Below are 14,010 nucleotides of genomic sequence, written 5' to 3' on the forward strand. Positions count from 1 at the left end.
TCAACTCAATCTATTTAACGTCTTCTAGCAATATCTTTTCCAATTTTAGCGGCTCTACGTACTCATCTCCTTTATATGCACGCATATTGCCGCCTGATATTTCATCTATCAAAGCGACTTTACCATCGACCATGCCGAACTCGAATTTTATGTCGTACAGCTCAAGGTCTTTTTTTGCTAGTTCTTCTTTTACGAACTCGCCTATCTTTTTAGCAAGGCCAACTAGTTCGTCGTACTCAGCTCCTGTCATTATGCCTAAGATTTCTAGTGCATCTTTTGTAATTAGTGGGTCGTTTCTGTCGTCGTCTTTTAGTGTGATTTCAACGTATGAAGGTAGTTTCATGCCGCTTTCTGCGTATTGGCCGTAGCGTCTAATGAAGGAGCCAACTGCTCTGTATCTCACGATGACTTCAACGCCGTCACCAAAAACTTTTGCTTTTCTAACTACTGCTTCGTTTTTCTCTGGATCTGCTGAAACGAAGTGTGTGTTTAGTCCTTTTGCGTTTAGTTTTTCGTAGAAGAATTTTGTTAATAGGCATGCGCTGTGTCCTGCGCCTTCCATTGTTAAGCCGACTTGATTTTGACCTGGGTCGAATACGCCGTCTTTGCCTGTTACGTCGTCTTTAAATTTTAATAAAACTTCTTTCTCGTTTAATTCGTAAACGTCTTTTGTTTTTCCTTGGTATATCTTTTTCAAAACCATTACCCCCAATCTTGCCTATATTGTATGACTTATATCTGATATTGTCAAGCGATATGGGCCTCTTTATGATAATATTATTCGTCTTAGACATATTTACATGCGTTTTACATAATTTTTATACTATTTTAATGGTTTTGGTGATATAATTATATCAATGGTAATATAGGAGGTAATTATGGATACTGTTATAGAGGTTAGGGGTCTTGTTAAAAAATACAAGGAGCTCACTGCTGTGGACAATTTGGATTTGGACGTAAAAAAGGGCGAGATACTTGGTCTTCTTGGTCCCAATGGTAGTGGTAAATCGACGACTATAAACTGCATTTTGTCTCTTCTTAAGAAGGATGCGGGCACTGTGAAGATTTTTGGCGAGGAGATGAGCGCTGATGCATACGATATTAAAAGAAGGATAGGCGTTGTTTTTCAAGATGTGGCTGTTTATGATGAGCTAAGTGTTTACGAGAACATCGACTACTTCTGCGGTCTATACATTATTGATAAGGCTGAGAGGAAGGCGCTTGTAGAGAGGGCGATTGACCTTGTTAGTCTTAATGATTTTGTTAAATTTAAGCCGAAAAAGCTATCTGGCGGTCTACTAAGAAGGCTTAATATTGCTTGCGGCATTGCTCACAGACCTGAGATTATCATTCTTGACGAGCCGACTGTAGCAGTCGATCCTCAATCAAGAAACAATATCTTGGAAGGGATCAAAAAGCTTAACGATGAGGGCTCAACCATCATTTACACTTCGCACTATATGGACGAGGTTGACTTTTTGTGTGATGATATAGTCATCATTGATAAGGGCAAGGTTATTGCAAAGGGCACTTCTGAGGAGCTTAAAGACATGATCACTATGAATGAAAAGATATCTTTTACTTCGAAGGAGCTAAATGATGATGTAATCACTAAGATTAAGACTCTTGACAATTTGCTTAGCTACGAGAACAAGGACGGCTCTGTTAAATTAAGCTTTGACCATGGCGATGGCTACTTAATGAATTTAATCAAGCTTCTTGATGAGAACAAAATTCACTACAGCTCTCTAAATGTTGAAAAGCCAAGTCTTAATGACGTTTTCTTGGAATTAACTGGCAAAGATTTGAGGGATTAGTATGTGGCTGCACTCATTTAAAAATACATTTAGATACCTTTTAAGGCAGAGGGCAATGTTATTTTGGGCTTTAATATTTCCTATAGTTCTAGGCATATTCTTTAAGCTTGCCTTTGGCAATATAACTGAGATGGATAAGTTCAAGACCATAGACGTGGCTGTGAATGAAAACCTTATGAAGGATGAGAATTTTAAACGTTTTATGAAAGAGATGGAGGACGAGGAATATTTCCATGTGACTGAAGCGAAAGACAAGGATGTTTTGGACGAAAAAGATGCTCCTAAGGCCTACATCGAATCAATGGACAAGATTTACACTAAGAAGTCTGGCATATCTGAGACCATGGTTGAGACCATAATGAACGTTTACTCACAAAAGTTCTCCATGATAGCTAGGATAATGCAAAAGGATCCGACTACTGATTTAAGTAAAATTGTGGGTGTGGATGATCATATAAAAGATGTTTCGCGTAAAAATATGGATATGACAAACACTTTTTTCTACACGCTTCTTGGTATGACGGCAATCTATGGCTACATGTGGGGTATGTTTGTCATTTATCAATACGAAGCAAATCTATCGACTAATGCAAAGCGTAATGCAATTTCGCCAACAAAGAAGAGCACTATGCTATCGGCATCGCTTTTGGTCAGCTGGATTATTAACTTCGTTATAATATTGATATTTATTGTTTATTTAAAATATGGTCTCGGCATTGACTTTGGCGGTAGAGCCCTTCCACTTATTGTGCTTAGCGCACTAGCGTCACTAAGTGGTGTTGCCTTTGGCGTCTTGCTTGGCGTTTCAAATAAGGCAAGTTTAGACACGAAGATTGGTTTAGGCATCGCCATAACTATGCTTATGTCATTTTTAGCTGGTATGATGGTATCGGACTTAAAGATAATTATCGCTGAGAAGGCACCCATCATCAACAAGTTAAATCCAGTTGCAATAGTGACTGATGCGGTTTATTCGTTATACTACTACGATTCGATGGCAAGGTTTAATTGGGATATGATTAATCTAGCTTTGATTACTTTGTTATTCGTAGTGGCTTCACTATTTTTCATGAGAGGTAAAGAGTATGAAAGTCTTTAAAAATTATTTCAAAATAGTATGGGCTCACAAGACAGCCATAATTCTTTATACGATTATTTTTGCCGTCATAATGAGTTTTAGTACAAAGGGTACAAAAGAGGTCTCTTATAAAAGTATTGATGTAAGAATATATTTAAAAGATAACGCTAACACAAGCCTTTCTAAAGCACTTTGTGATTATTTAAATACTAACGCAAAACCTATAGACATGGACGAGTCTTTGGTAGAAGACAAGCTTTTCTACGCCAATATTAGCTGTGCGCTTGAAATACCTAAGGACTTTGATCAAACGAAGAAAGTTTTATATAAGGCGGCACCAGATGAGATGTACGGCATGAGCGTTAAGCAGAAGATCAATATCTACTTAAGTCAAGTAGCTGCATACGAGGCGGCAGGTTTTAGTGAGGACGATGCCATTAAGTATACTAAAGAAGATTTGGCTAATAAATTTGATGTTGAGATAAAAGAAGGCAGCGTCGATACTAAGAGAGATAATTCACGCATTTACTTTAACTTCCTAAATTATGTTTTACTCGCACAAGCAATCATGGTTGTAGCGACCATAGTCAAAGTTTATAGGAAAAAGCCTATATTAATGAGAAATCTTGTATCGCCTATGCCAAGAGCGAAGATTAATCTTCAAATGATGCTCGGTCATATGGTTACGGGACTATTCTTATGGCTATTGTATATGGTACTTTTCGTGCTTATGTATAAGTACGACTTTACTAAGACGCACATCAATCTTATGATGCTTAACTCATTTATATTTACGATTACAGTAGTAGCTATGTCAGTCATGATAGCAAATCTAATTAAGAGCGAAAATGCCATCTCAGGCGTGATGAATGTAGTTTCACTCGGCTCGTCATTCTTGTGCGGTGCCTTTGCTCCGCAAGAGCTGCTTGGTGATACAGCCTTGACATTAGGAAGAGTTTTTCCAGGTTTTTACTACATTCAGAGTAACGACATGCTTATGGAGAAGCCAGAGTTTAGCACTATGCTTCCGAATGTATTAATAATGGTGGGTTTTGCAATTGTATTTATAGTGGTGAGTATAGTAGCAAGACCAAAAGCAAATGACAATATAAACTAATTTCACAATAAAATGCGCCCTTGAGCTCGTTCCTTCCTCAGCAATGCTCGAGTACCCGTACGTACACTGCGCTTGCCTCGTCGGTCCACGTCGCTCAATCATCACATTTTATTCGTGAAATTATGCGTATATAAGAGATTGAAGAGATATAAGAGAAAAAATTTCGCTTTCAATAAAATATTTTAGCGTTCACATGAATATTGTGGACGCTATTGTTTTGTGGTATAATTAATATATATTAATGGAGGAAAATAATATGAAAACTTTAAAAGTAACAGGAAAAGGAAGATTATCACTACATCCAGATACCATTGTCGTAAGCTTCAAATCAAGTGCAGTTTACGCTGACTATGCAGAAACCATTGCTATGGCGAGCAAGGCGACTAAGGACTTAAAGGCTGTCATTGCAAAGGCGGGTGTCGATAGCGAGCTTCTAAAGACTACTAACTTGGACGTAAGTCCAGAGTATGATACTTGGTACGATGACAATAACCATAGACATGAAAAGTTTATTGGCTACAAGTACACTCATAACTCAAAGATCAAGATTGATAATGACAACAAGATTTTAGGCAAGCTTTTATATGAGGTGAGCGCTTCGCCACTTGATGTGAGATTTGATATAAGCTACACTGTTAAAGATATTGAAAAGTCGAAGAACGATTTACTTAGAGAGGCTATCAAGGATGCAAAGGAAAAGGCACAAATCCTTAGCGAAGAGGCAGGTGTTAAGCTAAAAAGTGTTGTAGACATCAACTACTCTTGGGGCGAGATTGAGATATATTCTGAGCCGCTAAGTTTAATGGATAGCCAAATCTGTGCTGCACCATTGAAATCATTCGATATTGACATAGATGCTGATGACATCGATGTCAATGACTCAGTAACAGTAGTTTGGGAGATAGAATAGTGAAGCTAATAGAAATAGATGAAAGCTATTTATCACAAATAAAGGTTCTTTACGAAGAATCTGGCTGGAGCGCTTATTTAGGTGATGACGAAAAACTTAAAAATGCGATAAAAAATTCTTTGCTAACGCTTGGATATATGGATGGAGAAGAGCTTCTAGGCTTTGTAAGATGCGTAGGAGACGCTGAACACGTGGTTTTAGTGCAAGATCTTATCGTTAAGAAGGATTATAGACGCAAGGGTCTAGCGAAAAAGCTTATGAAGGAAGTTTTTGAAAAGTACAAGGACGTTCGCTGGATACAAGTTAATACCGATGGCGCAGATGAAGTGGCTAATGCCTTCTACAGAGCCATCGGCATGAAAGATATAAGTGAAGCGGGCGTAGTTAGCTATTTTATATAGGATGGCAAAATGTCTATAATACTAGAAATTTTATACTTCATAAGCCTTTTCACATTTAAATTTGGCTCAGATAGTAAACTTATGTTTATTATACCATTAATATTGTTTAGCATATTGGGCCTTACTGAATTTATTGTGTGGGCAAATAAAAAATTTGATCAAAATGACAAGACAAGCAAAATAATATTAGTTTTTTATCTCTCAGCGACCATGCTAATGATATTTATCAATGTAACATTGGTCGCGATGATTTTAAGTCCAAGAACTTAAATATTTTTAGGGTTAGACTATCGGTCTAGCTCTTTTTTTATACAGCTTATATAATGTTAAAATATCAGAGAAAAATATATATAAAAAAATCTTATACAAACGGCTGAAACTATTGAAAAATCTTATTTGTAATGGGATCACTCTTGTGATATACTTAAGTCGATAGTGATATCGACATAAACACGAAAGGGAGGGTTTATATGAATTCATTTGAAAGAGCAAGGGAATTTGCAAAGAAATACATTGATCCCGTTGCTAAACAATTAGACGAAGAAGCAAAATTTCCAAAGGAAATTTTTGATAAACTAGGAGAAGAAGGTTTCTTTAAGATAATGATACCTAAGGAAATGGGCGGTGAAGGCGGTACTATAAAGGACCACTCACAAATCTGTATGGCTCTTGCTGAAAGCTGCGCATCTGTTGGTTTATGCTACATGATGCATAACGTAGCACTTATGTGTATCTTAGCTAATGGCAATGATGAGCTTAAAAACAAGATTGTTAAAGAAATTCTAGAAGATAAAAAATTATGTGCACTTGCATACAGCGAATTTGGCACAGGAACTCACTTCTATATCCCAGAAATGGGTATTGAACACAAAGAAAACTCTTGTGTATTAAACGGTTCTAAGTCAATGGTTACTTCAGCTGAATACGCTAGCTACTACTTAGTATTAGTGCCTTCTAAAAAAGAGGGAGAAATCGATAACTGGGTAGTTCCTATAGATAAAAAAGGCGTTCATTTTGAAATGAAAGCTTGGAACGGTATGGGTATGAGAAGCAACGCATCTTGTCCAATGCTTCTTAAGGACGTTGAACTTGAAAATATGTATAGAATTGGCGAATGGGGTAGCGGTCAAGCACAAGTATTCTCAGTTGTTGCGCCATACTTCATCTTAGGTCTAGCAAGTGTTTACTCAGGTCTAGGCAAAGCCATCTCTACAGCAGCTAACGAACACGCTATGAAGAGAAAATATCCTTCAGGACAATCTCTTGCAAACATTGAAACAGTTCAAATACATTTAGCTAAGATTTACAACAGAACTCATGCAGCAGAAGCATTTACAAAGCTTGCAGCTGAAAAGGCTGAAAGAGGCGACGCTGATGCAGTTGTTGACATCATCGCAGCTAGAGTTAACGCAAGTGAAGCAGCTATTGAGACATCTATCGATGCAATGAGAGTTGCTGGCGGTAAGGGCTATAACAAACAAAACCCTATAGAAAAATACATGAGAGACGCATACGCAAGTCAAATCATGGCACCATCAGTAGACGTGCTTACAATTTGGCTTGGTAAATTGATCACAGATCAACCAATACCATAGGAGGAAAGATGACTGATAAGATAAGAGTTGGAGCAGTTCTTTATGATCCAAAGGTTAGTATCATTTGGGATATGATCCACAAATTTTTTGAAGAAAGAGGCATGGAAGTTGAAGGCGTTTACTTCAAAGACTATGACTTACAAGTAGATGCTGTTGTTAACGGCGATATAGATATCGCTTGGAACTCACCTTTAGCTTGGCTTCAAACTCAAATCAGGACTCACGGAAAAAGTGAAAATGGTCCTATGAGAGACACAGATAGAGACAGAAAGACTATCTGCCTAGTTAGAAAAGACTCAGGCATTAAGTCTTTTGAAGATCTTAAGGGCAAAAAGATAGGCTTCGGCGCATTTGACAGCCCTCAAGCAAGACTTATACCTATCTATTATTTAAAAACTAAAGGCTTAGAATATGGCAAAGATTATGAAGAAGTAAGATTCGACAAGGGCGTTGGTCTTAACGGTGACCACGTTGGCGGCGAGCTTGACGCTGTGAAAGCACTTGAAGCAGGAGATGTAGACTGCGCTTTCACTATTGACCTAAACTTCAACGCTTGGTCAAAGGACGGAACTATCGATGCAAACGCTTTAGAAGTTTTAGGCGAAACACCTCACTTCGATCACTGCATATTCTCAGCTCGCGTGGGCTTCCCATCAGAAGACTTCAAAGCTTGGGCTAAAATTCTTCTTCAAATGGATTACAATGATCCAGAACACAAGAAAATCATGGACCTTGAAGGCCTTACTGAATGGGTTGAAGGCAGAACTACTGGCTTCGAACAAATAACTAATGCCGATAAGTATCTTGACTTTTTCGGCAAGTATCGTGACTAGGGCATTCTCCACTTCACTTATAGGAAGCATGCCAAGAAATGAAGATATATTAAGAGCCCTTAGAAAGAGATCTAAGGGTTCTCTAAGTGAAGAGGATTTTATTAAGTTAATAGATGCTGAGGAAGAAGCCGTTGTTCGCATGCAAGAAAAACACGGCATCAGTTACGTCACATCAGGCGAATTATCAAGAGATAACTACGTTTCATTTATATCGACAAAGTTAAATGGCGTTAAAATGATGTCCATGTCTGAGATGCTTGAGTATATCGATGATAAAAAAGCATTTGAGCAAATACTTTCTATACTTGACGTTCCAGCCATAAGCATAAAGAACGCTATATGTACAGGAAAAGTCTCTCGTAAGACCAATATCGTTTGTGACGAGTTAAAGAGACTAAAGGCAAGAACTGATCACAAGGTAAAAATCACTTTGCCAGGACCTTATCTAGTAACTCGTTCAATGTGGCTATATAACTTATCTAGCAAGGCTTATGGCTCAAAGGAAGAGCTTGGTGAAGATGTTATCAAGATTTATAAGGAAGAGATAGAAGAGCTTCAAAAGATAGGCGTAGACATAATTCAATTTGACGAACCAGTTTTAACAGAAGTCGTATTTACCGAAGGAAAGCCACGTACTTTCATGTGTGCAGCACTTTCAGAAAAGAAAGATCCGACAGAGGAGCTAAAATTTGCAACTCACTTAATTAAGTCATGTATGAGCCATATCGATAGAACTAAGTCGATACGCGCACTTCACGTCTGCCGTGGCAACTGGTCCAAGGACGAGTCCATACTACTAGAAGGACCATATACACCACTAATCAAATTATTTGAAGACATAGATACAGACGCGCTATTCCTTGAATTTTCAACAAAGAGAGCGGGCGAGCTAAAAAGTTTATTTGCTTCAGACAAAATTAGAGAAAATTATATCCTAGGTCTTGGAGTCATAAACCCAAGAACTGACGAGATTGAATCACATGTAGATATGGTCAAGAGAGCCGAAGAAGCGCTTGGCTACATCGATAAAGAAAGATTATTCTTAAACCCAGACTGCGGTTTCGCTACTTTTGCAAATAGACCTGTATCAACACTTGAAATAATTGACAAAAAATTAGCGGAGCTAGAAAAAGCAGTTAAAGAATTGAAGGAAAAATATGAGTAGCTACGGTAATTTCAATAGCACGGAAGAGATGAGCCGCTTTAATTTTACGATGAGAGCGACATCGAACGACATCAAAACTGTTAACAGCTACGGCGACATGGCCTTTATATCTACAGACCAAGAGCTGCCATACGATAACGAGAAAAAAGAATTATCGTCCGTGGAGATATTTTTGGCTGGAATTTTGGAGTCGATGATGCTCACAATCATTAGAGAAGCCAAAATTAAGAAGCTTTCACTAGATGAGATAGAAGCAAAGGCAGAAGTAAAGACGACTAACCCACTTCGCACGCTAAAAGTAGTTGGCGTTGATGATGCACCGCGCATAGACGAGATTAAAATCAAAGTGTATTACTATATAGACGATATCACAAAAGAAGAAGCTGATAAATTTATGAGAGATGCTTTGGATATGGATATGGTTTATAGCGGAGTGAAAAAAGGGTTTAACATAAGTATAGAATTTATATATGAACTATAGAAATCAAAATAGTAGGGGTAGATACTCTCTACTATTTTTTTATCTTATAATACACGGCAAAACTATAAATATATTCAATATCAAAGCCATTTGCTAATGGGTAATATATAATCGAAGATATTTCAAAAAATATAAAGGGAGGTAATATTATGGATTACAAAAAAGAAAGAGAATTAAACGGAGAATTAAGCAAGGAGCTTATCAATTCATCACCAGAAATCATGAAAGCCTTTGGTGATTTACACGCTGTTTACACAAAAGAAAGCGCTGCTACACTCATTGAAAAAGAAATGGTTGCTCTAGGCATCTCAATCACAATCAAGTGCATACCATGTATGCTAGCTCACATCACAAGCTTTAAAAAAGCAGGCGGCACAAGAGAACAACTTGTTGACGTTATCAAAACTTGTATCTTGATGAATGGCGGTCCAGGAACTGCGTATGGAGCAAAAGCATTGGCAATGTATGATGAATTAGACTAAATTTCGCGTTAATTTTTGTTAAAATTAGCCCTTGAGCTCGTTCGCGCTCTGGCAATGCTCGAGTATGCTAAATACGCTCCGCTTGCCAAAAAACTCCACTTCGTCCCATCCATCAAACTGCTCTGCGAAATTACTGTAAAATTTATTCGTGAAATTACTGTATAGTGAATAAATTAATTTAGCTTTTATAAAATGTAAAAAAAGTCTTGTGGCAAGTCCATAAGACTTTTTCTTTATAAATGGGTATATATAATATAAAGGACAATTACTTATATATAAGGAGGTAAAAATGTTTTACGATTATAAAGTTAAGAAGATATCTGGTGAAGATGTATCCATGTCAGAGTACAAAGGCAAAGTAGTGCTCATAGTTAACACAGCGAGCAAGTGCGGTTTTACTAAGCAATACGAAGGTCTTGAAGAACTCTATGAAAAATATAAGGACCAAGGTTTTGTCATCTTAGGCTTTCCATGCAACCAATTTGGATCGCAGGAGCCAGGCGGCAATGAAGAGATAAAAAATTTCTGCTCTTCTGCATTTAGTGTGACTTTTCCTATGATGTCAAAGATTGATGTCAATGGCGATGACGCTGATCCATTATACAAATTTTTGAAAAAAGAAAAGGGCGGCATCTTAGGCGACGATATCAAATGGAATTTCACAAAGTTTTTGATAGATAGAGAAGGAAACGTTGTCGATAGATTTGCTTCACAAAAAACACCAAAGGCACTAGAAAAAGAAGTAGAAAAACTATTGTAGAGAAAGATTATAATCTATGTAGCACTCATATATATGGGTGCTATATTTTTATGAAAAGCCTTATATCATCTTAGCACTTTTCTTGCTTAAGTAGGTAAATACATTGCAAGTGGGTGACTCATATATTGCATATGATACTCATAAAGTAGTGTTGTATGCACATATTTGCAAATTTTTATATAAAAATTTCAAAAAGACTTGTATTTTATAACATAAGGTGCTATAATATATAAAAGAGCTTCCACTTGATAAAGTGTAACATAGCTATCGTGACTACAAGAAACACCGTTAGGCTATTCAAGCTAAGGGAGTTATCTCACGAGATTAGGGCTCTTTGAATTATAACTTAAGATCCTTTGAAATTATCTTAAGCTAAGAGGACATTAAAGTACGAGGAGGTTTTATGATGAAAAGAGTACTTGCGATGTTAATCGCGCTAATTATGATGTTTTCTCTAGTAGCATGTAACAAAAACGATGCACCTGCTACTGACGCTAACAAGACTGAAGGCGAAAAAACTACTGAAGCTACTGATGGCGAAGCTAAAGACGGCGAAGCTAAAGACGGCGAAGCTACTGAAGCTAGTGATTTTCACATCGGTGTTGTAACTGGTACTGTATCACAATCTGAAGACGAACAACGTGGTTGTGAAGCTATGATTAAAAAGTACGGAGACGCTAAGGAAGGTGGACTTATAGTTCACAAGAACTATCCTGATAACTTCTCTGCTGAACAAGAAACAACTATCCAACAAATAGTTTCTCTTGCTGACGACCCTAAACTAAAAGTTATCGTTGTTAACCAAGGTGTTCCTGGAACTGCAGCAGCATTTAAGCAAGTTAAGGAAAGACGTCCTGACATCTACTGCTTCGTATCTAACTCTCAAGAAGACCCTAACCTTATCGAAAGCGCAGCTGACCTAGTTATCGACCCAGATAACGTTACTCGTGGATATTTAATCCCACTAGCTGCTCAAAAGATGGGCGCTAAGAAATTCGTTCACGTTTCTTTCCCAAGACATATGTCAATCGAACTATTGTCTTTAAGAAAAGATATAATGGAAGCAACTTGTGATAAGATCGGTATGGAATTTGCTATGGAAACTGCACCGGACCCAACAAGTGATATCGGTATTCCAGGCGCACAAAACTTTATTTTGGAACAAATGCCAGCTTGGGTACAAAAATATGGTAAAGACACAGCATTCTTTGCAACAAACGATGCTCATACTGAGCCAATGCTTTTAAAAATCTCTGAATTAGGCGCATTATTCGTAGAACAAGACTTACCATCTCCAATACTTGGTTATCCAGGAGCTCTAGGACTTGACCTTAAAGACGCTGCCGGAGATTTCCCTAAGATTGTAGAAAAAGAAGAAGAAGTATTATCTAAGAAGAACCCAGGTAGAATGGGTACTTGGACTTATTCATACGGTTTCTCAACTACTCAAGCTCTAATCGAACTTGGTAAGAGAATGGTTGAATCTGGTAAAGACATGATGAACACTGACGATGTTGCAGCTGTATTATCTGACATGACTCCAGGTGCTGCTTGGAAGGCTACTGTTTACAAAGACAGAACAAGCATGGAAGAAAGAAAGAATCACTTACTAGTACTACAAGACACTTATGTATTTGGTAAAGGTTTCTTAAAGATGACTGATGAAGAAGTTCCTGATATCTATAAGATGCTAGAAGATTATCAATCTAAGAAATAGACATATTTGATTAATGGACGGAGCGGCTTCATTGCTGCTCCGTTTAACATTATTGGAAGGCGAGGTTTTTTATGGGCGAAATATTAGAGTTTAGAAATGTAGGAAAAAGCTTCTCCGGTAATCACGTTTTAAAGGATGTTTCATTCAAACTTAAAGAAGGAGAGATCCTAGGACTTGTAGGAGAAAATGGTGCTGGTAAATCGACCATGATGAACATACTCTTTGGTATGAGTTTCATTAAAGAGACTGGTGGCTATGAAGGAGATGTTCTTATCGATGGCGAAAAGGTTAATTTTAAAAACCCTATAGACGCATTAAATGCTGGTATCGGTATGGTGCATCAAGAGTTTTCATTAATTCCAGAGTTTACTGCAACAGAAAATATATTGTTAAATCGTGAAATCACTAAAAAGAATCCAATCTCTGCTGTATTTGGCAAACAATTGGAAACATTAGAGAGATCTACGATGGAGGAGAAGGCTAAAGAAGCTATAGAAAAGCTTGGTGTTGACATAAACACAAAGACGCTAGCAAAAGATATGCCAGTTGGTCACAAGCAATTTTTGGAGATAGCTAGAGAGCTTTCTAAAGAAAAAGTAAAAATTATTATCATGGACGAGCCGACTGCGGTACTAACTGAGTCGGAAGCAGATATACTTATCGATGCGATGAAGAGACTTGCAAAAAAAGGTATAGCCATCATCTTCATCTCACACAGACTTCGTGAAATAATCGACGTTTGTGATCAAGTCATAGTTCTTCGTGACGGAGAAATTATAAAAGATACTGAAAATAAAGACCTTAATATCATGGAGATAGCAAGCTGGATGGTCGGTCGTGATATGTCAAAGAAGGAACAAACTAAAGAGCTAAGAGAAGTTGGCGATGAGACTATAATGAAGGTTGAACACCTTTATGTAGATATGCCAGGTGAGTCGGTTCGTGATGTTTCCTTCGAGGTTAAAAAAGGCGAAATACTTGGCGTATGCGGTCTAGCTGGTCAAGGTAAACTTGGTATTCCGAACGGAATCATGGGTCTATATCCATCGGGCGGAACTGTTACCTATGAAGGCGAGATGCTAGATATAAATCATACAAAGGAAGTCTTAAAGAAAAATTTAGCCTTTGTATCAGAGGATCGTCGTGGTGTTGGACTTCTTCTTGATGAAGGAATTGACTGGAACATAGCCTTCGATGCTATGATGGTTAACGATAGATTCACTAAGAAGGTCGGACCATTTAAGTTTAGAGATGACAAGGCGATGAAAGAAGCCGCTCTTAAATACATTGACGAGCTTGAAATAAGGACTCAAGGTCCAAGTGAAAAAGCAAAGAACTTATCAGGTGGTAACCAACAAAAGGTATGTTTGGCAAAGGCATTTGCACTTGAGCCAAAATTCTTATTTGTATCAGAACCAACTCGTGGTATAGATATCGGTGCGAAATCACTTGTACTTGAAGCACTTAGAAAGTATAACAGAGAGCATGAAACATCTATAGTCATCATATCAAGTGAACTTGAAGAGTTAAGAAGCATAGCTGACAGAATACTTGTTATATTCGAAGGAAAAGTTTTTGGAGAGCTATTGCCTACAGATCCGGTAGAGTACTTTGGACTAATGATGGCCGGAACAAAACCGGAGGAGGTGTAGAA

The 14,010-nt window shown here is 37.7% G+C and carries 15 protein-coding genes; 14 read left to right on the plus strand and 1 reads right to left on the minus strand.

Annotated elements, in window-relative coordinates; translation table 11 throughout:
* Positions 1–10: 10 nt before the first annotated feature.
* A complete protein-coding gene (locus tag M1R53_RS00815) occupies positions 11–697 on the minus strand; it encodes a phosphoribosylaminoimidazolesuccinocarboxamide synthase (protein ID WP_249242743.1) in 687 nt (228 codons plus the stop codon).
* A 181-nt stretch (positions 698–878) separates the two neighbouring features.
* Between M1R53_RS00815 and M1R53_RS00820 the strand changes: the two genes are divergently transcribed.
* From M1R53_RS00820 to M1R53_RS00885, 14 genes are all read left to right on the plus strand, one after another.
* A complete protein-coding gene (locus M1R53_RS00820; protein WP_249242744.1) occupies positions 879–1,817 on the plus strand; it encodes an ABC transporter ATP-binding protein in 939 nt (312 codons plus the stop codon).
* Between the two features lie 55 nt (positions 1,818–1,872).
* On the plus strand, positions 1,873–2,916 hold the full coding sequence (locus tag M1R53_RS00825) for an ABC transporter permease (protein ID WP_249242745.1): 1,044 nt from the start codon (positions 1,873–1,875) through the stop codon (positions 2,914–2,916).
* A complete protein-coding gene (locus tag M1R53_RS00830) occupies positions 2,903–4,012 on the plus strand; it encodes an ABC transporter permease (protein WP_249242746.1) in 1,110 nt (369 codons plus the stop codon). The genes M1R53_RS00825 and M1R53_RS00830 overlap by 14 nt, the downstream gene beginning before the upstream one ends.
* Before the next feature lie 256 nt (positions 4,013–4,268).
* Positions 4,269–4,922 carry an SIMPL domain-containing protein gene (locus M1R53_RS00835; RefSeq protein ID WP_249242747.1) on the plus strand — a complete coding sequence of 218 codons (654 nt, stop codon included), beginning with the start codon at positions 4,269–4,271 and terminating at the stop codon, positions 4,920–4,922.
* Complete coding sequence (locus tag M1R53_RS00840) at positions 4,922–5,323, plus strand: GNAT family N-acetyltransferase (RefSeq protein ID WP_249242748.1); 402 nt, start codon at positions 4,922–4,924, stop codon at positions 5,321–5,323. Before M1R53_RS00835 ends, M1R53_RS00840 begins: the two co-directional genes overlap by 1 nt.
* A 9-nt stretch (positions 5,324–5,332) precedes the next feature.
* Positions 5,333–5,593: a hypothetical protein gene (locus M1R53_RS00845; protein WP_249242749.1), complete on the plus strand. Its 261-nt coding sequence runs from the start codon at positions 5,333–5,335 to the stop codon at positions 5,591–5,593.
* Between the two features lie 200 nt (positions 5,594–5,793).
* Entirely contained in the window at positions 5,794–6,918 is a 1,125-nt protein-coding gene (locus tag M1R53_RS00850) for an acyl-CoA dehydrogenase family protein (protein ID WP_249242750.1), read from the plus strand.
* 8 nt (positions 6,919–6,926) lie between these two features.
* Positions 6,927–7,751 (plus strand): phosphate/phosphite/phosphonate ABC transporter substrate-binding protein, encoded by an 825-nt coding sequence (locus M1R53_RS00855; RefSeq protein WP_249242751.1) that lies wholly within the window; start codon positions 6,927–6,929, stop codon positions 7,749–7,751.
* A complete protein-coding gene (locus M1R53_RS00860; RefSeq protein WP_283162602.1) occupies positions 7,708–8,916 on the plus strand; it encodes a cobalamin-independent methionine synthase II family protein in 1,209 nt (402 codons plus the stop codon). The genes M1R53_RS00855 and M1R53_RS00860 overlap by 44 nt, the downstream gene beginning before the upstream one ends.
* Positions 8,909–9,397 (plus strand): OsmC family protein, encoded by a 489-nt coding sequence (locus M1R53_RS00865; protein ID WP_249242752.1) that lies wholly within the window; start codon positions 8,909–8,911, stop codon positions 9,395–9,397. The genes M1R53_RS00860 and M1R53_RS00865 overlap by 8 nt, the downstream gene beginning before the upstream one ends.
* A gap of 149 nt (positions 9,398–9,546) precedes the next feature.
* Positions 9,547–9,879 carry a carboxymuconolactone decarboxylase family protein gene (locus tag M1R53_RS00870; protein ID WP_070599483.1) on the plus strand — a complete coding sequence of 111 codons (333 nt, stop codon included), beginning with the start codon at positions 9,547–9,549 and terminating at the stop codon, positions 9,877–9,879.
* Between the two features lie 289 nt (positions 9,880–10,168).
* Positions 10,169–10,639: a glutathione peroxidase gene (locus tag M1R53_RS00875; protein ID WP_249242753.1), complete on the plus strand. Its 471-nt coding sequence runs from the start codon at positions 10,169–10,171 to the stop codon at positions 10,637–10,639.
* Between the two features lie 403 nt (positions 10,640–11,042).
* A complete protein-coding gene (locus M1R53_RS00880) occupies positions 11,043–12,356 on the plus strand; it encodes a DUF3798 domain-containing protein (RefSeq protein ID WP_249242754.1) in 1,314 nt (437 codons plus the stop codon).
* Positions 12,357–12,427: 71 nt separating this feature from the next.
* Complete coding sequence (locus M1R53_RS00885) at positions 12,428–14,008, plus strand: sugar ABC transporter ATP-binding protein (RefSeq protein WP_249242755.1); 1,581 nt, start codon at positions 12,428–12,430, stop codon at positions 14,006–14,008.
* Positions 14,009–14,010: the final 2 nt, after the last annotated feature.

This window comes from Fenollaria massiliensis (assembly GCF_023347705.1).
In the GTDB taxonomy this organism is placed as follows: Bacteria; Bacillota; Clostridia; order Tissierellales; family Peptoniphilaceae; genus Fenollaria; species Fenollaria massiliensis.